21 protein-coding genes are annotated in these 26,148 nt (G+C 69.9%); 15 read left to right on the forward strand and 6 right to left on the reverse strand.

Annotated elements, in window-relative coordinates:
- The first annotated feature begins 106 nt into the window (after nucleotides 1–106).
- From ACY34J_RS09655 to ACY34J_RS09690, 8 genes are read left to right on the forward strand one after another with little or no spacing between them, the layout of a single operon-like run.
- Nucleotides 107–1,309 (forward strand): cytochrome P450, encoded by a 1,203-nt coding sequence (locus ACY34J_RS09655; RefSeq protein ID WP_462724858.1) that lies wholly within the window; start codon nucleotides 107–109, stop codon nucleotides 1,307–1,309.
- Nucleotides 1,310–1,337: 28 nt separating this feature from the next.
- A complete protein-coding gene (locus tag ACY34J_RS09660) occupies nucleotides 1,338–1,526 on the forward strand; it encodes a ferredoxin (RefSeq protein ID WP_462724859.1) in 189 nt (62 codons plus the stop codon).
- Nucleotide 1,527: 1 nt separating this feature from the next.
- Nucleotides 1,528–2,745: an NAD(P)/FAD-dependent oxidoreductase gene (locus tag ACY34J_RS09665; protein ID WP_462724860.1), complete on the forward strand. Its 1,218-nt coding sequence runs from the start codon at nucleotides 1,528–1,530 to the stop codon at nucleotides 2,743–2,745.
- Between the two features lie 23 nt (nucleotides 2,746–2,768).
- Nucleotides 2,769–4,166 (forward strand): glutamine synthetase family protein, encoded by a 1,398-nt coding sequence (locus tag ACY34J_RS09670; protein ID WP_462724861.1) that lies wholly within the window; start codon nucleotides 2,769–2,771, stop codon nucleotides 4,164–4,166.
- The gene (locus ACY34J_RS09675) at nucleotides 4,163–4,876 is read left to right on the forward strand and encodes a substrate-binding periplasmic protein (RefSeq protein ID WP_462724862.1); all 714 of its coding nucleotides are present in this window, start codon (nucleotides 4,163–4,165) and stop codon (nucleotides 4,874–4,876) included. Before ACY34J_RS09670 ends, ACY34J_RS09675 begins: the two co-directional genes overlap by 4 nt.
- On the forward strand, nucleotides 4,873–5,592 hold the full coding sequence (locus tag ACY34J_RS09680; protein ID WP_462724863.1) for a gamma-glutamyl-gamma-aminobutyrate hydrolase family protein: 720 nt from the start codon (nucleotides 4,873–4,875) through the stop codon (nucleotides 5,590–5,592). Before ACY34J_RS09675 ends, ACY34J_RS09680 begins: the two co-directional genes overlap by 4 nt.
- A complete protein-coding gene (locus tag ACY34J_RS09685) occupies nucleotides 5,589–7,121 on the forward strand; it encodes an aldehyde dehydrogenase (protein WP_462724864.1) in 1,533 nt (510 codons plus the stop codon). The genes ACY34J_RS09680 and ACY34J_RS09685 overlap by 4 nt, the downstream gene beginning before the upstream one ends.
- A complete protein-coding gene (locus ACY34J_RS09690; protein WP_462724865.1) occupies nucleotides 7,118–7,915 on the forward strand; it encodes a gamma-glutamyl-gamma-aminobutyrate hydrolase family protein in 798 nt (265 codons plus the stop codon). The genes ACY34J_RS09685 and ACY34J_RS09690 overlap by 4 nt, the downstream gene beginning before the upstream one ends.
- A 61-nt stretch (nucleotides 7,916–7,976) precedes the next feature.
- On the opposite strand, the gene dnaE is transcribed toward ACY34J_RS09690, so the two are convergent.
- Entirely contained in the window at nucleotides 7,977–11,519 is a 3,543-nt protein-coding gene (gene dnaE / locus ACY34J_RS09695; RefSeq protein ID WP_462724866.1) for a DNA polymerase III subunit alpha, read from the reverse strand.
- 211 nt (nucleotides 11,520–11,730) lie between these two features.
- Here dnaE and ACY34J_RS09700 point away from each other — a divergent pair, with 211 nt between their 5' ends.
- The 4 genes from ACY34J_RS09700 to ACY34J_RS09715 all read left to right on the forward strand — a co-directional run bounded on the left by ACY34J_RS09700 (nucleotide 11,731) and on the right by ACY34J_RS09715 (nucleotide 16,470).
- Nucleotides 11,731–13,065 (forward strand): DUF2252 domain-containing protein, encoded by a 1,335-nt coding sequence (locus tag ACY34J_RS09700; protein ID WP_462724867.1) that lies wholly within the window; start codon nucleotides 11,731–11,733, stop codon nucleotides 13,063–13,065.
- Between the two features lie 37 nt (nucleotides 13,066–13,102).
- A complete protein-coding gene (locus ACY34J_RS09705; protein WP_462724868.1) occupies nucleotides 13,103–13,786 on the forward strand; it encodes a hypothetical protein in 684 nt (227 codons plus the stop codon).
- A 64-nt stretch (nucleotides 13,787–13,850) separates the two neighbouring features.
- The gene (locus ACY34J_RS09710; protein ID WP_462724869.1) at nucleotides 13,851–14,702 is read left to right on the forward strand and encodes a thioredoxin domain-containing protein; all 852 of its coding nucleotides are present in this window, start codon (nucleotides 13,851–13,853) and stop codon (nucleotides 14,700–14,702) included.
- A 124-nt stretch (nucleotides 14,703–14,826) separates the two neighbouring features.
- A complete protein-coding gene (locus ACY34J_RS09715) occupies nucleotides 14,827–16,470 on the forward strand; it encodes an alkaline phosphatase D family protein (protein ID WP_462724870.1) in 1,644 nt (547 codons plus the stop codon).
- 13 nt (nucleotides 16,471–16,483) lie between these two features.
- On the opposite strand, the gene ACY34J_RS09720 is transcribed toward ACY34J_RS09715, so the two are convergent.
- Nucleotides 16,484–17,065: a dienelactone hydrolase family protein gene (locus ACY34J_RS09720; protein WP_462724871.1), complete on the reverse strand. Its 582-nt coding sequence runs from the start codon at nucleotides 17,063–17,065 to the stop codon at nucleotides 16,484–16,486.
- A 110-nt stretch (nucleotides 17,066–17,175) separates the two neighbouring features.
- On the opposite strand from ACY34J_RS09720, the gene ACY34J_RS09725 reads away from it, so the two are divergent.
- Nucleotides 17,176–18,273 carry a mechanosensitive ion channel family protein gene (locus tag ACY34J_RS09725; RefSeq protein ID WP_462724872.1) on the forward strand — a complete coding sequence of 366 codons (1,098 nt, stop codon included), beginning with the start codon at nucleotides 17,176–17,178 and terminating at the stop codon, nucleotides 18,271–18,273.
- Nucleotides 18,274–18,351: 78 nt separating this feature from the next.
- Here the strand turns inward: ACY34J_RS09725 and ACY34J_RS09730 are convergent, their stop codons facing one another.
- The 3 genes from ACY34J_RS09730 to ACY34J_RS09740 all read right to left on the reverse strand — a co-directional run bounded on the left by ACY34J_RS09730 (nucleotide 18,352) and on the right by ACY34J_RS09740 (nucleotide 20,810).
- Nucleotides 18,352–19,293: an RluA family pseudouridine synthase gene (locus tag ACY34J_RS09730; protein WP_462724873.1), complete on the reverse strand. Its 942-nt coding sequence runs from the start codon at nucleotides 19,291–19,293 to the stop codon at nucleotides 18,352–18,354.
- Nucleotides 19,294–19,377: 84 nt separating this feature from the next.
- Nucleotides 19,378–19,944, reverse strand: a complete 567-nt coding sequence (gene lspA, locus ACY34J_RS09735; RefSeq protein WP_462724874.1) for a signal peptidase II — start codon at nucleotides 19,942–19,944, stop codon at nucleotides 19,378–19,380.
- Nucleotides 19,945–20,051: 107 nt separating this feature from the next.
- Complete coding sequence (locus tag ACY34J_RS09740) at nucleotides 20,052–20,810, reverse strand: TraR/DksA family transcriptional regulator (RefSeq protein WP_462724875.1); 759 nt, start codon at nucleotides 20,808–20,810, stop codon at nucleotides 20,052–20,054.
- Between ACY34J_RS09740 and ACY34J_RS09745 the strand changes: the two genes are divergently transcribed.
- Nucleotides 20,782–21,378: a hypothetical protein gene (locus ACY34J_RS09745; RefSeq protein ID WP_462761947.1), complete on the forward strand. Its 597-nt coding sequence runs from the start codon at nucleotides 20,782–20,784 to the stop codon at nucleotides 21,376–21,378. The genes ACY34J_RS09740 and ACY34J_RS09745 overlap by 29 nt on opposite strands.
- A 170-nt stretch (nucleotides 21,379–21,548) precedes the next feature.
- Nucleotides 21,549–24,686, forward strand: coding sequence for an isoleucine--tRNA ligase (gene ileS / locus ACY34J_RS09750; protein WP_462724877.1), 3,138 nt, complete (start codon nucleotides 21,549–21,551; stop codon nucleotides 24,684–24,686).
- Between the two features lie 312 nt (nucleotides 24,687–24,998).
- On the opposite strand, the gene ACY34J_RS09755 is transcribed toward ileS, so the two are convergent.
- Nucleotides 24,999–26,108, reverse strand: a complete 1,110-nt coding sequence (locus ACY34J_RS09755; RefSeq protein ID WP_462724878.1) for a DivIVA domain-containing protein — start codon at nucleotides 26,106–26,108, stop codon at nucleotides 24,999–25,001.
- Between the last annotated feature and the right edge of the window lie 40 nt (nucleotides 26,109–26,148).

The following is a 26,148-nucleotide window of genomic DNA, read 5'->3' on the forward strand; positions in this document are numbered from 1 at the left end:
CATTTCTTGGCTCCCGGATTTCTTTCCACAACGCTCTTGACACCCAAACTATAAGTTTAGAGTATTTAGCCCAACTCGACGCTCGCACCGACAGTTGGAGAGCCATATGACGGGCACCGCCCTCGCCGAAGCCCCGTACTTCGACGTCGCCGACCCGAGCTTCTCGATCAAGTCCGCCGCCGTGCACGAGGCGCGCGAACGCAGCTGGTACGCCCGGACCAACTACGGCCTGGCCGTGCTGCGTTACGAGGAGGTCAGCCGGCTGCTCAAGCACCCCAAGCTGCGCCAGGGAAGCGCGGCATGGCCGGCCCACAACGGCGTCACCGAGGGGCCGTTCGCCGACTGGTGGGCCAGCTGGGTGCTCAACAAGGAAGGTGAGGAGCACCACCGCCTGCGCCGGCTGATGAACCCCGCCTTCTCGCACAAGCTCATCGGCGGCCTGGTGCCCCGCTTCCAGGCGCTGGCCACCGAACTCATCGACAACTTCAAGGAGCCCGGCCGCTGCGAGTTCGTCTCGGAGTTCGCCGAGCCCTACGCGGCCCGCGTCATCGCCATCATGCTCGGCCTGCCCGAGTCGGAGTGGCCGGTCATCGCCCGCGACTCCGCCACCATCGGGCTGGCGCTCGGCGTCACCTTCCGGCAGGACCTGCCGAAGATCGAGGCAGCGCTGGCCAACCTCTACGCGTATGCCGACGAGGTCATCGCCGACCGCCGCCGGAAGGAGCGAGACGACTTCGTCTCCGCGCTGGTGCGCGCCCACCGCGACTCCGACAGCCTCTCCGACACCGAGCTGCGGGACGGCCTGGTGCTGCTGATCTTCGGCGGCATGGACACCACCCGCAACCAACTCGGCCTGGCCATGCAGACCTTCATGCGCCACCCCGACCAGTGGCGCCTGCTGGCCGAGCGGCCCGAGCTGGGCGCCAAGGCGGTCGAGGAGGTCATGCGGGTGAACCCGACCGTCCGCTGGGTGACCCGTGAAGCGAAGGAGGACTTCACCTTCCAGGACCTGGAGATCAAGGCCGGCACCACGATCCACCTCTTCAGCGAGTCGGCCGGCACCGACCCGAGGGTGTTCGGGGAGTACTCCTTCGACATCACGGCCGAGCGCAAGCCCCACTTCGGCTTCGGCGGCGGCGCGCACCACTGCCTCGGCCACTTCGTCGCCCGCAGCGACATGAGCGAGGCCCTGCCGCTCCTGGCGCGGCGCCTGCGCGACCCCCGCATCGACGGTCAGGACGAGTGGCTGCCCGACTCCGGCAACACCGGACCGATCCGTCTGCCCATCGCCTTCACCCCGGCCTCCTGAACGGCCGCACGACCGAAAGGAACCATCCATGCAGGTCATCGTCGACCTGGCGAAGTGCCAGGACCACGGCCAGTGCGCCATCGCCGCGCCCGTCGTCTTCCAGATGAACGACGAGGGCAAGCTGGTCTACGACGGCAACCCGGACGAGTCGCAGCGCTTCGAGGTCGAAGAGGCCGCCGATGTCTGCCCCGTCCAGGCCATCCTCATCAAGGACTGACATGGCTGCCCACGTCGCCGTTGTCGGAGCATCCCTGGCGGGCCTGAGGGCGGCCGAGCAGCTGCGCATCGCCGGGCACACCGGGCCCATCACCGTCCTCGGTGACGAGCGGCACCCGCCGTACAACCGGCCGCCGCTGTCCAAGGAGGTGCTGGCCGCACCGGGCGACTCCGCGCCGCAGCGGCTGCATCAGATGGTGGCCTTCCGCCGCCGGTCGGTGGTGGGCGACGTCGACTTCCGGCTCGGTCTGCCCGTCGTGGAGTCAGACCTGCGCCGCGGCCGGCTGACCCTGGAGGACGGCGCCGTCGTCACCTTCGACGGCCTGGTCGTGGCCACCGGCCTGCGCCCCCGCCGGCTCGGGCTTCCCGGCCCGCAGGCCGGGCGGTACGTCCTGCGCACCCTGGACGACTGCATCGCACTGCGCGGTGTTCTGCGCCCGGGGACCAGGGTCGTCGTGGTCGGCGCCGGCTTCGTCGGCTGCGAAGTCGCCGCGACCGCGCTACGGCTGGGATGCCACGTCACCGTCGTCGAGCCCACCGGGGCGCCGATGAACCGCGTACTCGGGGCGTCGCTGGCCCACGCGGTCCAGCGCCACCACGAAAGGGCCGGGGTCGGTTTCGTCATCGGCCGGTCCATCGCCGGCTACCGCGGCACCGATGCGGTCACCGGAGTCGAGCTCGACGACGGGGGCACCATCGAGGCCGATGCCGTCATCGAAGCCGTCGGCTCCATCCCCAACGTCGAATGGCTCGCCGCCAACCGCGAACTCGATCTGAGCGACGGCGTCCTGTGCGACAACCGGCTCAGGGCGGACGGTGCGCACCGTGTGGTCGCCGTCGGCGATATCGCCCGGTTCCCCAACCCGCTGTTCGACGACGTGCCCCGCCGCGTGGAGCACTGGTCCATCCCCACCGACACCGCCAAGCGCGCGGCGGCCACCCTCACCGCGCAGCTGGCCGGCCGGGAGCCGGACCAGGAGCCCTTCGCGCCGATCCCCTCCTTCTGGAGCGACCAGCTGGACCTGCGGTTCCAGAGCTTCGGCTCACCGGCCCTGGCCGACGAGGTGCGCCTGGAGCAAGGCGACCCCGATCGTCTCCAGGACGGCGTCCTGGCCACGTACCACCGGCGATCGGTGCATGTGGGCACCGTCGCGATCAACCTCCCCCCTGCCCGTCAGCGCGAGCTCCGAGAGGCCTTCACCGCCCTCGTCCCCGCCTGACCCTCACCCACCGCGAGGAACATATGACGACCACCGTCACCAGCAGCCCCACCGCGCTGGACCAGCACCGCGAACGCAACACGGACAAGGCCGCGCTCGAGGCGATCAGGACCCGGATCGCCGAGGCCGGCGTCCAGTACATCTACTACCAGGCCGTCACCGTCACCGGTCGGGTCGTCGGGAAGGTTGTCCCCGCCAAGCACCTGATCCGCAACGCCGAGAAGGGCGTTCAGCTCCACCGCACGGCGGTGTCGGACCTCCAGGTCGACCGGGCCGGCAACCTGCTCGGCGGTGGCGTCGAGGCCGCCGAGTTCACCGCGGTGCCCGACCTCGACACCTTCGCCGTCCTGCCCTGGGACACCGGCATCGGCCGGTTCTTCTGCCGGCTGTACGAGCCCGACCACCGCCCGGGCATCGGCGGACAGCCGCTCGCCACGGACGTGCGCGGCAATCTCCAGCGCCTGCACGCCGACTTCACCGCGCGCACCGGTCTTGAGCTGCGCAGCGGGTGCGAGCCCGAGATGACGTGGACCGGCCCCGGGCTGGAAGCGCGGCACCGCCCGGGCTCCAGCCCGGCGTACCACGTCGACCACCTGGAGCGGTACCGCGCGATCTACCAGAAGGTGATCTCTTACGCGCAGGCGCTCGGGCTCGACATGATCGAGGGCGACTACGAGGACCCGGGCCAGCTCGAGCTGAACTGGATGTACGACCACGCCGACCGGACCGCCGACCGGCTCATCGTCTACCGCCAGATCTGCCGCCAGGTCGCGCGCGAACTCGGCGTCACGGCAAGCTTCATGCCCAAGCCGGCCACCGGCATGATGGGCAACGGCTGCCACCACAACCTCAGCCTCTGGCGCGGCGACGAGAACGTCCTGGCCGACCCCGGGGTGCGGGAGCTGCACCTCACCGACACCGGCAGGCACGCGCTCGGCGGCATCCTGACCCACGCTGCCGCCTCCATGGCGATCATGGGCTCGACGGTGAACTCCTACAAGCGGTACTGGGACGCCGGCCAGTTCGCACCGTCGCAGATCAACTGGGGCATGGACAACAAGACCTGCACCGTGCGCCTCTCGGCCAACGGACGGCTTGAGTTCAAGCTTCCCGACGCCATGGTCAACCCGTATCTGTCGCACGCCGCTCTCATCGCCGCCATCGAGGACGGCCTCAAGAACCGGATCGACCCGGGTCCGGCCCAGCAGGGTTCGAGTTACGAGGGTGAGGTGCGGTTCGCCAAGCTTCCGCTGACCCTGGGCGAGGCGCTGGAGGCGTTCGCCGCGGACGACGTCCTCAAGGAGGCGCTCGGCTCGGAGCTGGTCGACCTGTACAACGCTCTGAAGTCGGACGAGTGGGCCCGGTTCTGCGGTGTTGTCACCGACTGGGAGCACATGATGTACGCGGAGGAGGCCCCGTGACCGCGCCGCTGCGCCTGGCCTGCATCGACTCCGACGCGCCGCCGCTGTTCCACCTGGCGGACCCCGTGAAGGGACGCCGAGGTTACGAGCCGGCCGTCGCCCAGCTCATCGCCGAGGAGCTCGGCCGCCCGCTGGAGTGGGTGTATCTGCCGTGGGCGGAGATGATCCCCGCCGTCCAGCGCGGGGATGCGGACGCCGTGCTGTGCGGCCAGGGCATCACCGAAGCCCGTGCGGCCCAGGTGGACTTCACCCGCCCGTACGCGGTGTTCCACGAATCGGTGCTCGTACGTCGCGGCGCCCCGGTACGGACGGCGGAGGATCTGCGCGGCCGCCGCGTCGCCGCCATCGCGGGCAGCACCAACATGGCGCTGACGGAGACGTTCGACGGCGTGATCCCGGTGGGCTTCGGCGGCGACTCGGACGATGTGTTCGGCGACATGCTCAAGGCACTCCGCGCCGGTGAGGTGGACGCGGTCGTCGACGACGATGTCGTGTTCGTGCCCCTGGGAGACCACCCGGACTTCGAGCTGGCGTTCACCGTGCGCACCGGAAACCGCTGGGGCATCGGCGTGGCCAAGGACCGTCCCGACCAGCTGGCGGCCCTGGACGGCGCTCTCGGCAAGGTCATCGCCGACGGCCGGCTGGCCGAGGCCTGGGCCGCGTGGCTCCCGGCGCTGGAATATCCCTTCGACGGCACCGCGGAGGGATGAGCATGCGCCCGCTCATCGCCGTCGTCGGCCGCCGCGCCACGCGCGTCTCCGGCATCCGGTTCAGCGGCACCATCGCGGCCGAGGCCGTGTGTGACGCGGTTTTCGCTGCCGGAGGCGAGCCGCTGGTGCTGCACGGTGGGCCGCGGCACGTGCTGTCCGGCCTGCCGCAGCGGCTGACCGCCTTCGCGGGCGTCCTGCTGCCGGGCGGCTCGGATGTCAATCCCGTGCGCTACGGCCAGGATCCGCACCCCGAGACGCAGCCCGATCACGACGAGCAGGACGAGCTGGATCTGGCGGTGGCGAGGGCCGTGGTCGAACTCGGCGTCCCGGCGCTGGCGGTGTGCCGCGGCATGCAGGTGCTCAACATCGCCTGCGGCGGGACCCTCGTACAGCACCTCGCCGACGGTCCGGTCGAGCACCTGGACGCCATCCACGAGGTCACAGCCGTGCCGGATTCCCGACTGGCGTCCGTTGTCGGGTCCGAGGCCTTCAAGGTCTCCTCCTACCACCACCAGGCGATCGACCGGCTCGGCCGTGGACTGCGCGTGGTGGCGCGGTCGGCGGACGGTTGCGTGGAGGCGGTGGAGCACATGACCGCGGACGTCCTCGCCGTGCAATGGCACCCCGAGGACCTGGCGGACACGTCCCGGTACGACGGTGCCCTGTTCAGCGACCTCATCGACCGTGCCAGAATCCGAAAGGAAGCCGCAGCATGACCACCACGACCGTGGACGCGCGGGCCGCCGAGGCCCAGGCCCTCGCCGCACGCGCGGAGCTCGAAAAGCGCTTCGCCGGTCTGTCCCTGGCGACGCAGCTGTACATCGACGGGCAGCGGGTCGACGCCCTCAGCGGTGCCACCTTCGAGCGGATCTCCCCGCGGGACGGACAGTTGATCGCCCAGGTCAGCGCCGGGGACGCCGAGGACATCGACCGCGCCGTCGCGAGCTCCCGGCGCGCGTTCGAGAGCGGCTGCTGGTCGGGGCGGTCGCCCCGGCAGCGGCGTGCCGTACTGCAGCGCCTGGCACGCTTGGTCGAGGAGCACGCCGAGGAGCTGGCCCTGCTCGAAAGCGTCGACATGGGCAAGCCGTACACCGACGCGCTCGCCGTCGACCTGCGGGTTACGGTTCAGGCCCTCGACTTCTACGCCGAGGCGGTGGACAAGAGTTACGACGAGGTGGCGCCCACCGACCGGGACACCCTGGCCACCATCACCCGGGAGCCGCTCGGTGTCGTCGGCGCGGTGGTGCCATGGAACTTCCCGCTGATGATGGCGGTCTGGAAGATCGCGCCCGCGCTGGCGGTGGGCAACGCCGTCGTCCTCAAGCCGGCGGAGCAGTCCCCGCTGACGGCCCTGCGGTTCGCCGAGCTCGCCACCGAGGCGGGCGTGCCCGACGGCATCCTCAATGTGGTGCCCGGGTTCGGGCCCACCGCGGGTGCCGCCCTGGGTCTGCATCCGGACGTCGACGCGATCACCTTCACCGGCTCCGGTGAGGTCGGCCGGCTCTTCATGCGCTACTCGGCGGAGTCGAATCTCAAGCAGGTCTCGCTCGAACTCGGCGGGAAGTCACCGCAGGTCGTCCTGGAGGACGCGCCGGACCTGGACGTTGTCGCCCAGGCGATCGCCGGGGGCATCTTCTTCAACCAGGGGGAGGTGTGCTCGGCCGGGTCGCGGCTCCTGGTCCACCGGGCCGTCAAGGACGAGCTGCTCGAACGGGTCCTCGCAGCGAGCCGCCGGACCGTGGTGGGCGACCCACTCGACCCCCGGACCTCGGTGGGCGCGCTGGTGGAGGAGGGGCACCTCGAGCGGGTCCTCGGGCACGTACGCGGCGCCGTCGACGACGGAGCTCAGCTGCTTCTGGGCGGCAACCGGGTGCTCGAGGAGACCGGGGGCTACTACCTGGAACCGACCGTCTTCGACCAGGTCGACCCCGGAATGCGCATCGCCCGGCAGGAGGTCTTCGGCCCGGTGCTCTCGGTGCTCACCTTCAAGGACACCGAGGAGGCGGTGCGCATCGCCAACGGCACCGACTACGGCCTGGCGGCCGCGGTGTGGACCAAGGACCTGTCGGCCGCGCACCGCATGGCTCGGGCGATCCGGGCCGGCACCGTATGGGTCAACTGCTTCGACGAGAGCGACATCACCGTGCCGTTCGGCGGGTACGCGCAGTCCGGTTTCGGCCGCGACAAGTCGCTGCACGCGCTGGAGAAGTACACCCAGCTCAAGACCACGTGGATCAAGCTGTGACGGCGCGGGCGGTGTCCGGCAACCGGCCGTTCGTCCACCGGCACGAGGTGGAGCCGGGCGGCGGTGGCGGGAATCCGCGGATCGCGGTTCTGGTCTCGCTGAACTTCCCGGATCTGACCGAGCCGGTGGCGGACCTGGTGCGGCGCTTCACGCGGACGGCCCTGACGACGCTGTGTGAACTGGGCGCCGGGTACGAGCTGTTCGACACCTCGGACAGCTCGCTCGGCGACCCCGCCGGCGTGGCCGGCTTCGACGGGCTGTTCCTGCTCGGCGGCGGCGACGTGGACGGCGAGCTGTACGGCGTCAGCGGCGACGTACCGAACTCCTACGGTGTGGACCGCAGGGCGGACGAGCACAGCATCGCAGCCATCCGGGCCGCCGTCGCCGCGGACCGCCCGGTGCTCGGGATCTGCCGCGGCTCCCAGCTGATCAACATCGCCTACGGCGGCACGCTCATACCCGACATCCAGGACTACCGGCTTCACCGCGGAGAGCCGGGCCATCCGCTGTTCGTGGACGAGAAGGTCACGATCAACGACGGCACCCGACTCTCGGCTCTCGCCGGCACGGGACGCCTGACCGTGCGGTCGGGCCACCACCAGGCCGTCGACGTGGTGGGCCAGGAGCTGGTGGCGGCCGCGTACGCCGATGACGGCGTGATCGAAGCGATCGAGCACCCCGAGAAGTGGGTGGTCGGAGTGCAGTGGCACCCGGAGGATCCGGACGGATCCAGCGAGCACAGGACCCGTCTCCTCAAGGGGTTCATCGCCGCTTGCGGCCCGCGCCGCCCCTGAGCCTGAACCCCTGGGCACACCGCGGCGCCCTCGCCACCGGGCAAGGGCGCCCGCGACCCGCTCAGCCGGCCAGGCAGGACGGCCCGAGCAGCACCTTGAGGTCGCCGAAGAGCGCCGGGTCGGGGGTGACCCGGTGCCGGTCCAGCCGCAGAACGGTGGTCTTACGGGCCCCCTGCAGCTTGATCCGCACCTCCGTCGATCCCTTGTGGTGGGCGAGGACTTCGCCCAGCTTCTCCACCAGCGGCGGGGTGACCTTCACCGTCGGGATGGTGATCGTCACCGGCGCGTTGGCGGACGCCTCGGACAGGTCCGGCACCATCAGCTCCATCGCGACCAGTCGCGGGACGTCCTCCCGCTTGTCGAGCCGGCCCTTGACGAACACCACGGCGTCCTCAACGAGCTGGGTGGACACCAGCTGGTAGGTCGCGGGGAAGAACATGCAGTCGATCGAGCCCGCGAGGTCCTCGACGGTGGCGATGGCCCAGGCGTTGCCCTGCTTGGTCATCTTGCGCTGCAGACCGGAAATGATGCCGCCGATGGTGACAATCGCGCCGTCGGCGTGCTCGCCACCGGTGAGCTGGGAGATGGCGGCGTCGGCCTTGTCGCCCAGGACGTGCTCGATACCGAAGAGCGGGTGGTCGGAGACGTAGAGCCCGAGCATCTCCCGCTCCTGTGCCAGCAGATAGGTCTTGTCCCACTCGACGTCGGAGAACTGCACGTCCAGCCCGAAGCCCGGCCCGTCGTCGGCGCTGTCGTCGCCCATGCCGCCGAAGAGGTCGAACTGCCCCTCGGCCTCCTTGCGCTTGACCTGCACCACGTTGTCGATCATGGGCTCGTAGTGCGCCATGAGGCCCTTGCGGGTGTGGCCCAGCTCGTCGAAGGCGCCCGCCTTGATCAGTGATTCGACCGTCCGCTTGTTGCAGACCACCGCCTCGACCTTGTCCAGGAAGTCGGGGAAGGAGGTGTACCTCCCCTTGGCCTTGCGGCAGCGGACGATCGAATCCACCACGTTCTGCCCGACGTTGCGCACCGCCGTGAGACCGAAGACGATCGTGTCGTCGCCGCGCGGGGTGAAGTTCGCATCGGACTCGTTGACGTCCGGCGGCAGCACCTTGATGCCCATACGGCGGCACTCGTTGAGGTAGATCGCCGACTTGTCCTTGTCGTCGCGCACCGAGGTGAGCAGCGCCGCCATGTACTCGGCCGGGTAGTTGGCCTTGAGGTAGGCGGTCCAGTACGAGACCAGGCCGTACGCCGAGGAGTGCGCCTTGTTGAAGGCGTAGCCGGCGAAGGGGACCAGGACGTCCCACACGGCCTGGATGGCCTCGTCCGAGTAGCCCTTCTCGCGAGCGCCCTTCTGGAAGTTGACGAACTCGGCGTCGAGGACTTCCTTCTTCTTCTTGCCCATCGCGCGGCGCAGCAGGTCGGCTTGGCCGAGGGAGTAGCCCGCGAGCACCTGGGCGGCCTTCTGTACCTGCTCCTGGTACACGATCAGGCCGTAGGTGATGTCGAGGACTTCCTTCAGCGGCTCCTCGAGCTCCGGGTGGATCGGGGTGATCTCCTGCTGGCCGTTCTTGCGCAGGGCGTAGTTGATGTGCGAGTTCATGCCCATCGGGCCCGGCCGGTAGAGGGCCGAGACCGCGGAGATGTCCTCGAAGTTGTCGGGCTTCATCATGCGCAGCAGGGAGCGCATGGGGCCGCCGTCGAACTGGAAGACGCCGAGGGTGTCGCCGCGGGAGAGCAGTTCGAAGGTCTTGGGGTCGTCCAGCGACAGGTCGAGCAGGGTGATGTCGATGCCCTTGTTGGCCTTCACCAGCTTGACCGCGTCATCCATGATCGTCAGGTTGCGCAGGCCGAGGAAGTCCATCTTCAGCAGGCCGAGCGACTCGCAGGTGGGGTAGTCCCACTGCGTGACGACCTGGCCGTCGTTCTTGGGGCTGAAGACGGGCACGTGGTCGACCAGCGTCTCGCTGGACATGATCACGCCGGCCGCGTGCACACCCATCTGCCGGACCAGGCCCTCGATGCCACGGGCGGTGTCGATGACCTTCTTCACATCCGGCTCGTTCTCGTACATCCCCCGGACCTCGCCCGCCTCGCTGTAGCGCGGGTGGCTGGGGTCGGTGATGCCGGAGAGCGGGATGCCCTTGCCGAGGACGTCGGCCGGCATGGCTTTGGTGATCCGGTCGCCCATGGCGTATGGGTAGCCGAGCACGCGCGCGGAGTCCTTGATGGCGTTCTTGGCTTTGATGGTGCCGTACGTGCCGATCTGGGCGACCTTGTCGGCGCCGTATTTCTCGGTGACGTACCGGATCACCTCACCGCGCCGACGCTCGTCGAAGTCGATGTCGACGTCGGGCATGGAGACGCGCTCGGGGTTGAGGAACCGCTCGAAGATCAGACCGTGCTCGATGGGGTCGAGGTCGGTGATGCCCATGGCGTACGCGACGATGGAACCCGCCGCGGATCCTCGGCCGGGGCCCACCGCGATGCCGTTGTTCTTGGCCCACATGATGAAGTCGGCGACGACGAGGAAGTACCCCGGGAACCCCATCTGGATGATGACATCCATCTCGTAGTCGGCCTGGCGCTGCCGGTCCTCGGGGATGCCGTTCGGGTAGCGGCGGGCCATGCCGCGCGCGACCTCCTCACGGAACCAGGTGACCTCGGTGTAGCCCTCGGGGACGTCGAACCGCGGCATCAGGTCGCGCTTCTCGAACCATCCCGTGGTGTCGACCTGCTCGGCGACCAGCAGCGTGTTGGCGCACCCCTCCTGCCAGGCGTCGGAGGAGTCGATGGCGTACATCTCCTCGGTCGACTTCAGGTAGTAGCCGGTGCCGTCGAACCTGAAGCGGTCGGGGTCGGAGAGGTTCTTGCCGGTCTGGACGCACAGCAGCGCGTCGTGGGCTTCGGCCTCGCGCGCATAGGTGTAGTGCGAGTCATTGGTGACCAGCGGGGGGATGCCCAGCTTCTTGCCGATCTCCAGCAGCCCGTCGCGGACCCGGCGCTCGATCTCGATGCCGTGGTCCATCAACTCCAGGAAGTACTTGTCCTTCCCGAAGATGTCCTGGTACTCGGAGGCCGCCTTCAGCGCCTCGTCGAAGTGGCCGAGCCGCAGCCGGGTCTGCACCTCGCCGGACGGGCACCCGGTGGAGGCGATCAGCCCCTCGGAGTACTGGGCGATGGTCTCCTTGTCCATCCGCGGCCACTTGACGAAGAAGCCTTCCATGTAGGCGTCGGAGGAGAGCCGGAACAGGTTGTGCAGACCGGTCTTGTTCGACGCCCAGATCGTCTTGTGGGTGTAACCGCCCGAACCCGAGACATCGTCACGCTTCTGGTGCGGCTGGCCCCAGGTGACGCGCTGCTTGTGCCGCCGCGACGCGGGCGCGACGTACGCCTCGATGCCGATGATCGGCGTGATGCCCGCCTTGGTGGCCTGCTGGAAGAAGTCGTATGCACCGTGCAGGTTGCCGTGGTCGGTCATGGCGATGTGCGTCATGCCCATTTCCTGGCACGCCTTGAACATGTCCCCCAGCCGCGCCGCACCGTCCAGCAGCGAGTACTGGGTGTGCACATGCAGGTGCGTGAACGGCGGCTTGGCCACGGCGGAAGACCTCCAAAATGACTGCGGCGCGAAGCCCCTCGATGAGGGGTGGCCGTCGGGTGACGGGTGGGCGACAGGTTGGGGCAACGGCATCGAAGTCTACGTCTCGGGACTGACAGCGGGCGGGCACTCGCGGGTAGCCTCGCGCGTTGACAGCCGGGGGAACGGAGCGAACGCCAGTCCCATGTGTCACGCACCAGGAGGCACCACGATGCCGACCCAGCCCGCCATGACCGACCAGGCCGAGCAGCGCGGCGAGGAGATCCTCGCCGTCTTCGACACCGCCTTCGGCGAGCTGCTCAGCGCCGACCCGGCGGCCTTCCGGGTCAAGTTCCGCAAGATGGCGGCATCCGCCTTCGCCTTCTACCGCGGGACCGCCTGCCTGTTCTACAAGGACCTGGAGGCCGAGCGGGACAGCGGCCCGTATCTGGACGAGCGGACCTCGCGGGTGTGGATCCACGGCGATCTGCACGCCGAGAATTTCGGCACCTACATGGACGCCACCGGGCGGCTGATCTTCAACGTCAACGACTTCGACGAGGCCTACGTCGGCCCCTTCACCTGGGACCTCAAGCGCTTCGCCGCCTCCGTCGCCCTGATCGGCTACAGCAAGGCGCTCAGTGACGAGATGATCACGGACCTGGTCCGTACCTACGCGGCCGCCTACCGCGAGCGGATCCACGCGCTCGCCACCGGAGCCGGGGAGAGCGAGGTGCGGCCCTTCACCCTCGACACCGCCGAGGGTGCCCTGCTGGACGCGCTGCGTGACGCCCGCTCGCTGACCCGCTTCGGGCTGCTGGAGTCGATGACCGAGATCCGCGACTTCGAGCGCCGCTTCTCCCCCGGCGGCGGCGCGATCGAGCTGGACGCCGCGACCCGCTACAAGGTCCTGGCCGCTTTCGACGGCTATCTGGACACCCTGCCCGAGTCCAGCCTCGCCCGCCCCGACTCCTACCGCGTCAAGGACGTCGTCGGCCGCCGTGGCATCGGCATCGGCAGCGCCGGTCTGCCCTCGTACAACATCCTGCTCGAGGGCAACAGCGACGCCCTCGAGAACGACGTCGTGATCTACATGAAGCAGGCCCAGACCCCGGCGGTCTCCCGGCACATCACCGACGAGCGGGTTCGTTCCTACTTCCAGCACGAGGGCCACCGCACCGTCATCTCGCAGCGCGCCCTGCAGGACAACGCCGACCCGTGGCTGGGCTGGACCCAGCTGGACGGCGCGGGACAGCTGGTCGCCGAGGTGTCGCCGTACGCCGTCGACCTCGACTGGTCCGACATCGACGACCTCGCCGAGATCCACGCCGTGGTCTCGGACCTCGGACGCGCCACGGCGACCATGCATGCCGCCGCCGACGACGAGAGCGGCCACTCGCTGGTCCCCTTCTCCACCGAGCGCGCCATCGACGCGGCGATCGCGGCGGACGAGGACGGCTTCGCCAAGCTGCTGGTGGACTTCGCGCACTCCTACGGGGCCCAGGCCCGCGCCGACCACCAGATCTTCGTCGACCTGTTCCGCAACGGCCGCATTCCGGGGCTTTAAGCACCGCTTACCCGCGGTCATGGCACACTCTCCGACGATGGACATATCAGGTGCACGGCTACGGACACTGCGCGCTGCGCTGTTCACAGCGCTCTGCGTGACGCTGTCCGCCGGCGCGCATGTGCTGCTGTCAGGGATGCCACTGCCCGTCACCACGGTCGCCGCGCTCTGCGCCGGTGTGTTCGTGCTCGCCTACGCACTGGCCGGCCGGGAGCGCGGCTACGGGGCGATCGCCGCCCTGCTCATACCGCTGGAACTGGCCGCGGACACGGTCTTCACCACCGGGCAGCACGCCTGTTACGGCCAGGCCGGCGGCCCCGTCGCGGGACCGCTGCGCCTGGTCGGGGTCGACCTGCTGTGCCGCGGTGGCGACGTCGGCACCCCGCTCGCCGGTATGACAGCCGGCCACGACAGCCCCCTCGCCCTGCCGGACCTGGGCGACCAGGCCACGCCCTGGCTGCTGCTGGCGGCCCATGTCGCGGTCGGCCTCGCCGCGGCGGCGTGGCTGCGGCGCGGCGAGGCGGCGCTGGGGCGTCTGGTGCGCTCCGCCGCCGCGGCTGCCTTCCGGCCGCTGCTGATCGCCGTGGCCGCCGTGACGAGGCCGTACGGGCCGCCACGGCGCGCGCCGCGTGCCGTGCACCGTGTGCAGGCCGCCCGTACGCTCCCGCTGCTGGTGCACTCCGTCGTACGGCGCGGACCGCCGTGCTCGCTCACCGTCTGAGCCTCAGCGCTCAGACACACCGAGCACAGCAGTCCCACCACTCACACACGGAGCAGAAACCACCATGAGCAATCGCAACAACCTGGCCAACAAGCGGGCGGCCACCGAGCGCATGCGCGTGGAGCGCGAGCGACAGCAGAAGCGGGACAAGGTCCGGCGCCGGCTGATCGTCGGTGGCGCGATCGTCGCGGTGCTGGGGATCGCCGCCGGCGTCGGCGTGGCCGTCTCCAACCTGAGCGGCGGCAACGGCACCAGCAAGGTCAGCGCCTCGGACTGGACCGCCGCCGCCAAGAAGAAGCCGTTCAAGGCCCCGGCCAACAGCACGGGCGACAAGGGCACGACGGTCCTCATCGGCCAGAAGAACGCCAAGAACACCCTGGATGTGTTCGAGGACCCGCGCTGCCCGGTGTGCGCCTCGTTCGAGCAGGCGTCCGGCGACCTGGTCCTGAAGGACATGAAGGCAGGCAAGTACAAGCTGTCCTTCACCATGGGCACCTTCCTCGACAACAACCTCAAGGGCTCGGGTTCGAAGAACGCGCTGAGCGCGCTGGGTGCCGCGCTGAACGTCAGCCCGGAGGCCTTTCTGGAGTACAAGAAGACCCTCTACTCCGTGAAGAACCACCCGAAGGAGACGGACGACGCCTTCTCCAGCGACGCCAAGCTGATCGAGATCGCTCAGCAGGTGCCGGCCCTGAAGGGCAACAAGGCGTTCGAGAAGGACGTCAACAACGGCACCTACGACCAGTGGGCGCTGGCGATGTCCGAGAAGTTCAACGGGGTCAAGGACATCACGGGCACCCCGAGCTTCAAGCTGAACGGCAAGAAGATGGTCGTTGAGGGCGCTCCGGAGGGCACCCCCATCATCACGCCTCAGCAGTTCAACGCCGCATACCAGAAGGCTCTCGCCGCCAAGTAGGCAAGCGGCCGGATGCACTGACAGGTCCTGAACGCAACGACGTGACGCCGATCTGTCAACGGGCGGGCGAACTTATGGAGTTCGCCCGCCCGTTTGTTCTTACCTGCCAGTAATCTGATCGGCCGTGACCGATGACCAGACTCAGAACACCTCCCGCCGGACGGTCGTCAAGGCCGCGGCCGCCTCCGCCGCTTTCGTCCCGCTCGTCGCCGCACCCCGCGCCACCGCGGCCGCGGCGGCGGGCCCCGCTTTCCTCCACGGCGTCGCCTCCGGCGACCCGCTCCCCGACGGCGTACTGCTGTGGACCCGTCTCACCCCGGCCCCGGATGCCGTGCCCGGCTCCGGCAAGGGGCCCGAGATGAAGGTCGCTTGGGAGGTCGCCGAGGACAAGGCGTTCGCCCGCGTCGTCGCCCGCGGCACCGCGACCGCCACGGCCGCCTCCGACCACACCGTCAAGGCCGATGTACGCGGACTGCGCCCGGCGACCGGGTACTTCTACCGCTTCACCGCCGGCGGCGTGACCTCCCCGGTGGGCCGTACGCGCACCACCCCGGCGCACGACGATGCCACGCACACCGTCCGCCTCGGCGTGGTGTCGTGCTCCAACTGGGAGGCCGGCTGGTTCTCCGCCTACCGCCATCTGGCCGCCCGTACCGACCTGGACGCCGTGCTGCACCTCGGTGACTACATCTACGAGTACAAGACGGGCGAGTACCCGGCGCAGCCGTACGTGGTGCGGCAGCACTCCCCCGCCCACGAGATCCTCACGCTCGCCGACTACCGCACCCGGCACGGCCAGTACAAGACGGACGCCGATCTGCAGGCCCTGCACGCCGCGCACACGGTCATCGCGATCTGGGACGACCACGAGTTCGCCAACGACGCCTGGTCCGGCGGGGCGCAGAACCACACGCCGGACACCGAGGGCACCTGGGCCCAGCGCGTGGCGGCCGCCAAGCAGGCGTACTTCGAGTGGATGCCCGTCCGGCCCTCGACCGCCGGCACCACCTACCGGCGGCTGCGCTTCGGCAAGCTCGCCGACCTCCACCTCCTCGATCTGCGCTCCTTCCGCTCCCAGCAGGCCAAGATCGGCAGCGGGGAGGTCGACAACCCGGACCGTACGGTCACGGGCCGGGCCCAACTCGACTGGCTGAAGGCGGGGCTGGCCGCCTCCGACACCTCCTGGCGGCTCGTCGGCACCTCCGTGATGATCTCGCCGGTCGCCTTCGGCTCCGTGCCCGCGGATCTGCTGGGCCCGCTGGCGGAGGTACTGGGCCTGCCCAAGGAGGGGCTGGCGATCAACGTCGACCAGTGGGACGGCTACACCGATGACCGCCGTGAGCTGCTCAGCCACCTGCGCGAGCGCTCCATCGCCAACACGGTGTTCCTGACCGGCGACATCCACATGGCATGGGCCAACGACGTGCCGGTGAAGGCCGCGACGTACCCGTTCTCCGGTACCGCCGCGACCGAGTTCGTGGTGACGTCCGTGACCTCGGACAACCTCGACGACTTCGCCCATGTGCCGCCGCACACCGTCTCGCTCGCCGCGGCCGGGGCGATCAAGGTGGCCAACCGCCACGTCAAGTGGCTGGACATGGACTCCCACGGCTACGGGGTCCTCGATGTGACCGCCGAGCGCGCGCAGATGGACTACTACGTGCTCTCCGACCGGACCGACCGCCAGGCGTCGGCCACCTGGGCCCGCTCCTACCGGACCCTGTCCGGCACCCAGCGGGTGGAGCGGGCGTATCAGCCCGTGCGCTGAACGACGCCGACCGCTACAGCTCGTCGAGGAAGGCGAGGGCCACCGCCCAGGTGGCCTCCGCCGCCTCGGCGTCGTAGTCCGGCAGCTCCGGGTCGGTGTACAGATGCCCGGCGCCCCGGTAGCGGAACACCTCGACATCCGCACCGGCCCGCCGCATCTGCAGATACCAGGCGTTCTGCCAGTCCTGCGGCTCGAAGGGGTCAGGGTCGGCCACATGCAGCTGTACGGGCAGCTCGTCGGTCGTCGCGCCCTCCGTGATGTCCGAGGTGCCGTGCAGAAGCAGCAGCCCGCGGGCCTTCTCATCGGCGAGCGCCAGGTTCTGCGCGATCGAGCCGCCGAGCGAGAGGCCGGCATAGACCAGACCCCGGTCCGAGAACGGGGCGACGGCGGAGACGGCCCGCTTCAGCAGCTCGTCGTTGCCGATCTCGTCCTTGATCGCCATGCCCTCCTCAACGGTCTCGGCCGTCCGCCCGTCGTAGAGGTCCGGCACGTGGACCTCGTGCCCGGCGGCGCGCAGCCGCTCGGCGGCCGCGTGGACCGCAGGACGCAGCCCGAAGGCGGAATGAAACAGGAAAATCGTGTGCGAAGAGGACACGGCTTCATCTCCTTCAGTCCATCGCGCTTCTCACATCGTGCCAGCTACCGTCCTGGGTACGTGCACAGCCATGACCACGAAGCAGGAGAGGCAGAGGAGCTGAGGTGTTCATGGAGGAGGTTCTGCGCCCGGTGATCGTGCTCGGCGGCTCGGTCACGGTCACGCTCGTCGCGGGCTGGGCGGTCGACCAAGTGCTCCGCCGAACCGATGCCACGCATCCGGAGACACCGCTGTGGGGGCTGTTGCGCCGCTGCCGGGTGCCACTCCAGGTGGTGCTGTGCGCTGCGCTGCTGCGCGGCCTGTACGACCAGGCGCACGTCGCCCGCGATCACCGGGAGGCGGTCGGCCAGGTCCTCACCCTGGTGCTGATCGGGGCCGCGGCCTGGCTGGTGGTGCGGACCGTCATGATGGTCATGGAGTCCACGTACGCGCGCTACGCGACCGCGACGCGCGATCCGGCGCGGGTGCGGCGCGTACGCACCCAAGTGACTCTGATCCAGCGGGTGGTGACCGCCATTGTGGGCGTGGTGGCGGCCGCCGCGATGCTGCTGACCTTCCCCGCGATGCGCACGGTCGGCACCTCCATGCTGGCCTCGGCCGGTCTGCTCGGCATCGTGGCCGGCATCGCCGCCCAGTCCACGCTGGGCAACCTCTTCGCCGGACTGCAGATCGTGTTCGGCGACATGGTGCGGATCGGGGACACGGTCGTGGTCGACGGCGAGTGGGGCACGGTCGAGGAGATCACGCTCACGTTTCTGACCGTACGAACCTGGGACGAGCGCCGGATCACCATGCCGGTGTCGTACTTCACCGGCAAGCCGTTCGAGAACTGGTCGCGCGGTGGCCCGCAGATGACCGGCACGGTCTTCTTCCACCTGGATCACTCCGCGCCGGTGGAGGCGATGCGGGAGAAGTTGCACGCGATCCTGGCGGAGTGCGAGGACTGGGACGGGCGCGCCTGGTCTTTGGTTGTGACGGATACCACACCGACCACGATCGAGGTGCGCGCCCTGGTCACGGCACGGGACGCGGACGCGGTGTGGAATGCGCGGTGCGAGGTGCGCGAGCGCATGATCGACTGGCTGCGCGAGGAGCACCCGTACGCGCTGCCGCGCATTGCCACGGCCCCCGCGCCGCCGCATCCGGCGACGGACGGGAAGCGCTTGCCTGCGGCGCTGGCCGGCCGCGGCTCCTCTGACAACCGCTGACCCAAGGGCCACGTTTCCCGGGCGCTGCGCCCGGGTTTTTCCCATCCACCCACCCTTTTCAGGGCGGGTGGGTGGGACTCAGGCGCTCTCCGCCCGCACGATGTCCAGCGCGCGCTGCAGGTCCTCCGGGTACGGGCTCTCGAACTCGACCCAGCGCCCGTCCGCCGGGTGCTCGAAGCCGAGCTTGACCGCGTGCAGCCACTGCCGGGTGACCTTCAGCCGCTTCGCGAGCGTGGGGTCGGCGCCGTAGGTGAGGTCGCCTACGCAGGGGTGGCGGTGCGCGGCCATGTGCACGCGGATCTGGTGAGTGCGCCCGGTCTCCAGCTTGATGTCGAGCAGGCTGGCTGCCCGGAAGGCCTCGATGAGGTCGTAGTGCGTGACGCTGGGCTTGCCCTCGGCGATCACAGCCCACTTGTAGTCATGGGTCGGGTGGCGGCCGATGGGGGCGTCGATGGTGCCGCTCAGCGGGTCCGGGTGGCCCTGCACCAGCGCGTGGTAGCGCTTGTCGGTGATCCGCTCCCGGAACTGGTGCTTGAGCCGCGTGTACGCGCGCTCGGACTTCGCGACGACCATCAGGCCGGAGGTGCCGACGTCGAGGCGGTGCACGATGCCCTGCCGCTCCGCGGCGCCGGAGGTGGAGATCCGGTAGCCCGCGGCCGCGAGCCCGCCGATGACGGTGGTCCCGGTCCAGCCCGGGCTCGGGTGGGCCGCGACCCCGATCGGCTTGTCGATCACGACGATGTCCTCATCGTCGTGCACGATCTCCATGCCCTCCACGGGCTCCGCCACGACCTGCACCGGCGGGGCCGCCTGGGGCATCTCGACCTCGAGCCACGACCCGCCGACCACCCGGTCGGACTTCCCGGCGACACTGCCGTTGACCTGGACCTTTCCGGCTGCGGCGAGCTCCGCGGCCTTGGTCCGGGAAAAGCCGAACATACGGGCTATGGCGGCGTCCACGCGCTCGCCCTCCAGCCCCTCGGGTACGGGCAGCGTACGGATCTCGGGAAGGATGCTCACCCGTCGAGTATGCCGGACCGGACAGGCGAGTCCGTACGCCCTCCCGGCCGCCGGGGGCGCCAGGCCGCGCACTCCACCGTGGTCTCAGTCCTTGTGAACCGTGCCGTCGGGGTCCAGACCACGGAAGGAGAGGATCACGATGAGGATGCCGCCGCAGACGATCGCCGAGTCGGCGAGATTGAAGACCGCGAAGTGCGTGGGCGCGATGAAGTCCACCACGGCCCCCTGAAAGACCGCGGGCGCCCGGAAGATCCGGTCGGTGAGGTTGCCGAACGCGCCGCCGAGCAGCAGGCCGAGCGCGATGGCCCACGGCACGCTGTAGAGCTTGCGGGCGATCCTCGCGATCACCACGACCACGGTCACGGCGATGATCGTGAAGACGATGGTCAGGGCCTCGCCGATGCCGAAGGCCGCGCCCGCGTTGCGCACCGCCTCGAGCCTGAGGAGCCCCGGGACGAGTTCCACCGCCGGGCGGTGCTCCAGCTCCGCGACGACGATCAGCTTGCTGACCAGGTCCAGGGCGTAGGCCATCGCCGCCACCGTGAGCAGCACCGCGATACGCCTCTTCCCCCGGACCGCGGGCTCCTCGGCCTGCTCCGGCCGGGTCTCCTCAAAATCCGGAGTACCGATGATCCGCTCCGACTCTGCCACCTGAGTCCCTCGACCTCGCATCTCGCACCCCAGCTCGCTGGGGCGCCTCCAGGGGTTCCCCTCGCCCCCCTGACTCGAGGACGAGCGTACGGCACAAACGTACGGACTCAGCGGCGCTCCTGCTTCTGCTTGCAGTCCACGCACAAGGTGGCCCGGGGGAACGCCTGCATCCGCGCCTTGCCGATCGGGTTTCCGCAAGACTCGCAGAGCCCGTACGTCCCCGCGTCGAGGCGGTCGAGCGCCCGCTCGGTCTGGATGAGCATCTCGCGGGCGTTGGCGGCGAGCGCCAGCTCGTGCTCCCGGGTGATGTTCTTGCTGCCGGTGTCCGCCTGGTCGTCGCCGGAGCCGTCGCCGGAGTCGCGCATCAGCCCGCTGATCGCCTCCTCGGAGGCGAGGATCTCGCTGCGCAGCCGCACCGTCTCACCCATCAGTTCGGCGCGGGCCTCGGCGACCTCCTCGGCCGACCAGGGGTCCTCGCCCGGCCGTACGGGAAGCTCTCCCGGCTCGGCCTTGGCGATGCGGGCCTTGGGAACCGTGGACGCGGCCGCAGCAGTGGCCGGGACCTTCTTGGCGGCCGTCCCCCGTGGAGTCTTCTTCGCAACCACCGTCGTGGCTCCCGTCTGCTGTGCGGGCTTCCCGGCGGCGGGCGCCGCCTTCGCGGCCTTCTTGGCCGGTACGGCCTTGGCGGCCGTGGTCTTCTTGGCAGCGGTCTTCTCCGCCGTCGTCTTCTTCGCCGTCGTCTTCTTCGCTGTGGCCTTCTTGGCCGGGACCGTCTTGGCGTCCGCGGTCTTCTTCGGCGCAGCCGCCGTCTTCGCAGCCGTGCCCGGCTTCGCCGCCGTGGTCGTCTTCGGGGTCTTCGCGCTCACGGCATTCCTCGGCGCCGTCGCCGCGGCCGCGTTCGTCCTCGCCGGCCTCGACGCCGTCTTCTTCGCAGCCGTCGTCGTGGTCTTCTTCATCACCGGCGCCGCCTTCTCCGCCGGGGAGGTGCTCTTCCTCGGGGCGGCGGCCTTCTTCGCCGGCGCGGTCCTGGAGCCCGCTCCGGTGGTCTTTGTGCTGGTGGTCTTCTTCGTGGTGCTCTTCTTCGCCACCATGGCCGCGCCCCCTTCACATATTGTGATCTCGCGCGCGAATCGTGCTGGGACGATAAATCGACTCGAAGCCCACGGCAACGGGGCACGCCGCCCGATTCGCACCGCCTTGCCGGGGTGGCAGGGCTGGCCTGCAACGGTTGTGCCCCGCTCCCGGCCAGGTAATCCGCCATCGTCCTCAGGTCGCCATTCGGGTCACAGCCGGCCTGCCGCAAAACCGGTCGGCCGCGATCGGCTGCGCCCCGTACACTGGGCGCAGCGACAGGCGTGGAAGGGGACGAGTAGCGCCGTACGCAGCCATGAGCGACCCGGGGGCGGTGTGAGCCCGGGGGCGAGCGCGACGTGAAGATCACCCCGGAGCCGCCGGAAGAAAGCTCCCCGAGCAAGTAGAACCGGCTGCGCGACCCAATGAGGGGGCCGAGGAGTTCTCCTCGGCCAAGGAGGGTGGTACCGCGGGAGCCACAAGCTCTCGTCCCTCCGACGGAGAACGCAGACCGTGTCCGCCGGAGGAATCCGATGCCTCAGCAGTACCGTCAGGTGCCCGCCCAGGTCGACCTGCCCGCGCTCGAGCACGCCGTGCTCGACTTCTGGCGCGAGAGCAAGATCTTCGCCCGCTCCCTGGAGCAGTCCGAAGGGCGCCCTGAGTGGGTCTTCTACGAGGGCCCGCCGACCGCCAACGGCATGCCCGGCGCCCACCACATCGAGGCGCGCGTCTTCAAGGACGTCTTCCCCCGGTTCCGGACCATGCGGGGCTACCACGTGGCCCGCAAGGCCGGCTGGGACTGCCATGGCCTGCCTGTCGAGCTCGCGGTGGAGAAAGAGCTCGGCTTCTCCGGCAAGCAGGACATCGAGGCGTACGGCATCGCCGAGTTCAACGCCAAGTGCCGCGAGTCGGTCACCCGCCACACCGACGCCTTCGCCCAGCTCACCACGCGCATGGGGTACTGGGTCGACCTGGACGACGCCTACCGCACCATGGACCCCGAGTACGTGGAATCCGTGTGGTGGTCGCTGAAGGAGATCTTCAACAAGGGGCTGCTGGTCCAGGACCACCGGGTCGCACCCTGGTGCCCGCGCTGCGGCACCGGCCTGTCCGACCATGAGCTGGCCCAGGGCTACGAGACGGTCCTCGACCCCTCGGTCTTCGTCCGCTTCCCGCTGACCTCCGGCCCGCTCGCCGGCGAGGCGTCCCTGCTGGTCTGGACGACCACCCCGTGGACCCTGGTGTCCAACACCGCCGTCGCCGCGCACCCCGAGGTGACGTACATCGTCGCCACGAACGGCGAGGAGAAGCTGGTCGTCGCCGAGCCCCTCCTGGAGAAAGCCCTCGGCGAAGGGTGGACCGCCACCGGGCAGAGCTTCAGCGGCCGGGAGATGGAGCGCTGGACGTACGAGCGTCCCTTCACCCTCGTCGACATCGAGGACGCCCACTTCGTCGTCAACGCCGACTATGTGACGACCGACGACGGCACCGGCCTGGTCCACCAGGCACCGGCCTTCGGTGAGGACGACCTGCGGACCTGCCGGGCGTACGGCCTGCCGGTGGTGAACCCGGTCCGCCCCGACGGCACCTTCGAGGAGGGCCTGTCCCTGGTCGGCGGCCAGTTCTTCAAGAAGGCCGACGAGGCCCTGGTCGCGGACCTCCAGCAGCGCGGCCTGCTGTTCCGGCACCTGCCGTACGAGCACAGCTACCCGCACTGCTGGCGCTGCCACACGGCGCTGCTCTACTACGCGCAGCCGTCCTGGTACATCCGCACCACCGCGATCAAGGACAAGCTGCTCCGGGAGAACGAGAACACCAACTGGTTCCCGGAGTCGGTCAAGCACGGCCGCTACGGCGACTGGCTGAACAACAACATCGACTGGGCGCTGTCCCGCAACCGCTACTGGGGCACGCCGCTGCCGATCTGGCGCTGCGCCGAGAACCACCTCACCTGCGTCGGCTCCCTCACCGAGCTGTCCGACCTCACCGGCACCGACCAGATGGGCCTGGACCCGCACCGGCCGTACATCGACGAGATCACCTTCACCTGCACCGCCGAGGGCTGCGCGCTGGAGGCGACGCGGGTGCCCGAGGTGATCGACGCCTGGTACGACTCGGGCTCGATGCCGTTCGCGCAGTGGGGCTACCCGTACCGCAACAAGGAGATCTTCGAGAAGCGCTACCCGGCGCAGTTCATCTCCGAGGCCATCGACCAGACCCGCGGCTGGTTCTACACGCTGATGGCGGTCGGCACGCTGGTCTTTGACAGGTCCAGTTACGAGAACGTGGTGTGCCTGGGCCACATCCTGGCCGAGGACGGCCGGAAGATGTCCAAGCACCTGGGCAACATCCTGCAACCGATCCCGCTCATGGACGAGCACGGTGCCGACGCGGTGCGCTGGTTCATGGCGGCCGGCGGCTCCCCCTGGGCCGCGCGCCGGGTGGGCCACGGCACGATCCAGGAGGTCGTCCGCAAGACGCTCCTCACCTACTGGAACACGGTCGCCTTCCAGGCCCTGTACGCCCGGACGTCCGGATGGGCGCCGAGCGAGTTCGACCCGGTGCCTGCGGACCGGCCACTGCTGGACCGCTGGCTGCTCAGCGAGCTGAACGCGCTGACCGAGCAGGTCACGCAGGCCCTGGACGGGTACGACACCCAGCGCGCCGGCAAGCTGCTGTCGGCCTTCGTCGACGACCTGTCCAACTGGTACGTGCGCCGCTCGCGCCGCCGGTTCTGGCAGGGCGACGCGGCCGCGCTGCGCACCCTCCACGACGTGATCGAGACCGTCACCCGGCTCATGGCACCGATCGTTCCGTTCATCACCGAGCGGGTCTGGCAGGACCTGGTCGTCCCGGTCACCCCGGGCGCGCCCGACTCGGTGCACCTGGCCACGTGGCCGGAGGTGGACAGCACGCTGATCGACCCGGAGCTGTCCCGGCAGATGGTGCTGGTCCGGCGGCTGGTCGAGCTGGGGCGCGCCACCCGCGCGGAGTCCGGGGTGAAGACCCGCCAGCCGCTGTCCCGTGCGCTGGTGGCCGCGGCCGGTTTCGAGGAGCTGGGGGACGAGCTGCGGGCGCAGATCACCGAGGAGTTGAACGTCTCCTCCCTCGCCGCTCTCTCCGAGGTCGGCGGTTCGCTGGTGGACACCACGGCGAAGGCCAACTTCCGCGCGCTGGGCAAGCGCTTCGGCAAGGGCACCCCGACGGTCGCCAAGGCGATCGCCGAGGCGGACGCGGCGGCGCTGTCGGTGGCCCTGCGGGAGGGTACGGCCTCGGTGGTGGTCGACGGCGAGACCATCTCGCTGTCCCCGGAGGAGGTCATCATCACCGAGACCCCGCGGGAAGGCTGGTCGGTGGCCTCCGACGCGGGTGCGACGGTCGCCCTCGACCTGGAGATCACCCCGGAGCTGCGGCGCGCGGGGCTGGCCCGTGACGCGATCCGGCTGATCCAGGAGGCGCGCAAGAACAGCGGGCTGGACGTGGCGGACCGGATCGCGCTGCGGTGGCAGGCGGCGGACGAGGAGGTCCGTACCGCACTGGGCGAGCATGCCGGGCTGATCGCCGACGAGGTTCTGGCCACGGACTTCGCCTCCGGCGAGGGTGACGATGGCTACGGTGATCCGTTCACCGATGAGTCGCTGACGCTCACCTTCCGCCTCCGCAAGGCCTAACGGCCTCCGGCCCCGGGCCCCGACTCCCCCGGCGCTCCGCGCCGGGGGATTTCCCTACCCGCCCCATTCATGGGGCGGCGAGCAAGACAAGAGGGGCGCGGCGACGTCCCGCCGTCGCTGTGAACAGGGCGCGCAGGCGTGGGTAACCGCCGCCAGGGCGGGGCCTTGCGTTACCAGGGGCCCCTCCGGCCGGGCGCTGCCGCGCACACCAGTGCGCGGATACGCGAAGGGCCGGGCCTGGGACTGGTGTCCCGGGCCCGGCCCGTTGCGATCTGCCGACGACCACAACTCAACGCACGATGTGCGCCCGCGTCAGTTGTCGTCCTCGTCGATAAGGAAGCCCCGCATCGGGGACGGCGCCTGCTGCATCGGCGGGCCCTGCGGCCGCACCGGCGCCATCGGCTGCGTCATCGCCGGAGACATCTGCTGCTGCCCGCCGTACGAGGGCCCGCCGCTCGCCGGAGAGTGCCCGCCGTGCCCGCCGTGACCACCGTGCCCGCCGTGACCACCGAGAGACTGGTTGCCGCCCATGGTGTGGCCCATCGATCCCGCACCGGCACCCGCCATCGACGGCGACGGCGGCAGCGAGGGGGCGGCCGGAGTGCGCGGCGGAGCCAGCGAGTCGTCCGCCTGGTTCTCCAGCTGGCGCAGCTGGCTCTCCAGGTAGGACTTCAGACGGGTCCGGTACTCGCGCTCGAAGCCACGCAGGTCCTCGACCTTGCGCTCCAGCGTGGCGCGAGCGGACTCCAGCGAGCCCATCGCGACGCGGTGCTTCTCCTGCGCGTCCCGCTCCAGGGCATCGGCCTTGGCGCGGGCGTCCCGCTCCAGGCCCTCGGCGCGGCTGCGAGCCTCACCGACGATCTTGTTGGCCTCGGAACGGGCCTCCGCGATCGCCTGATCCGCGGTCTGCTGCGCCAGGGACAGCACGCGGGCCGCGCTGTCACCGCCCGGGCCGCCCTGCTGCGGCAGGTGCGGGCCGGGACCACCGGGACCACCGGGACCACCGGGGCCGCCCATCGGGCCACCCATCGGGCCGCCCTGACCCATCGGGCCGGGGCCGTGCGGTCCCTGCGGACCGTGGCCAGGACCAGCTGGCAGCTGAGGTGCACCGCCGGGCAGCTGGGGCGGACCCATCTGCTGCTGGGGCGGGACCGGCTGCGGTCCGGATATGGCGGCGGGCACCGGCGGGCCGGGCCGATCCTGCTGCTCCGGCGGCTTGCGCAGACCCTGCTGCTGGTTCTGCGCCGCCGCGCGCGTGGCCGCGGCCAGTTTGGCCCGCAGGTCCTCGTTCTCGCGCAGCAGCCGGGTCAGTTCGGCTTCGACCTCATCGAGGAAGGCATCGACCTCGTCCTCGTCATAGCCCTCTCGGAGGCGGACGGTCGTGAACTGCTTGTTCCGAACGTCCTCGGGGGTCAACGGCATCTCTTCACCTCAACGTAGTCGTCGGCATATCGGCAAGACC

The organism is Streptomyces sp. HSS9-12, from assembly GCF_054963655.1.

Coding starts and splice junctions, on each gene's coding strand:
- ACY34J_RS09680 (WP_462724863.1), top strand. CDS start 4,873: ATGAGCATGCGCCCGCTCATCGCCGTCGTCGGCCGCCGCGCCACGCGC.
- ACY34J_RS09700 (WP_462724867.1), top strand. CDS start 11,731: ATGCCGACCCAGCCCGCCATGACCGACCAGGCCGAGCAGCGCGGCGAG.
- ileS (WP_462724877.1), top strand. CDS start 21,549: ATGCCTCAGCAGTACCGTCAGGTGCCCGCCCAGGTCGACCTGCCCGCG.
- ACY34J_RS09710 (WP_462724869.1), top strand. CDS start 13,851: ATGAGCAATCGCAACAACCTGGCCAACAAGCGGGCGGCCACCGAGCGC.
- ACY34J_RS09755 (WP_462724878.1), bottom strand. CDS start 26,108: ATGCCGTTGACCCCCGAGGACGTTCGGAACAAGCAGTTCACGACCGTC.
- ACY34J_RS09685 (WP_462724864.1), top strand. CDS start 5,589: ATGACCACCACGACCGTGGACGCGCGGGCCGCCGAGGCCCAGGCCCTC.
- ACY34J_RS09655 (WP_462724858.1), top strand. CDS start 107: ATGACGGGCACCGCCCTCGCCGAAGCCCCGTACTTCGACGTCGCCGAC.
- ACY34J_RS09660 (WP_462724859.1), top strand. CDS start 1,338: ATGCAGGTCATCGTCGACCTGGCGAAGTGCCAGGACCACGGCCAGTGC.
- ACY34J_RS09725 (WP_462724872.1), top strand. CDS start 17,176: ATGGAGGAGGTTCTGCGCCCGGTGATCGTGCTCGGCGGCTCGGTCACG.
- ACY34J_RS09705 (WP_462724868.1), top strand. CDS start 13,103: ATGGACATATCAGGTGCACGGCTACGGACACTGCGCGCTGCGCTGTTC.
- ACY34J_RS09665 (WP_462724860.1), top strand. CDS start 1,528: ATGGCTGCCCACGTCGCCGTTGTCGGAGCATCCCTGGCGGGCCTGAGG.
- ACY34J_RS09670 (WP_462724861.1), top strand. CDS start 2,769: ATGACGACCACCGTCACCAGCAGCCCCACCGCGCTGGACCAGCACCGC.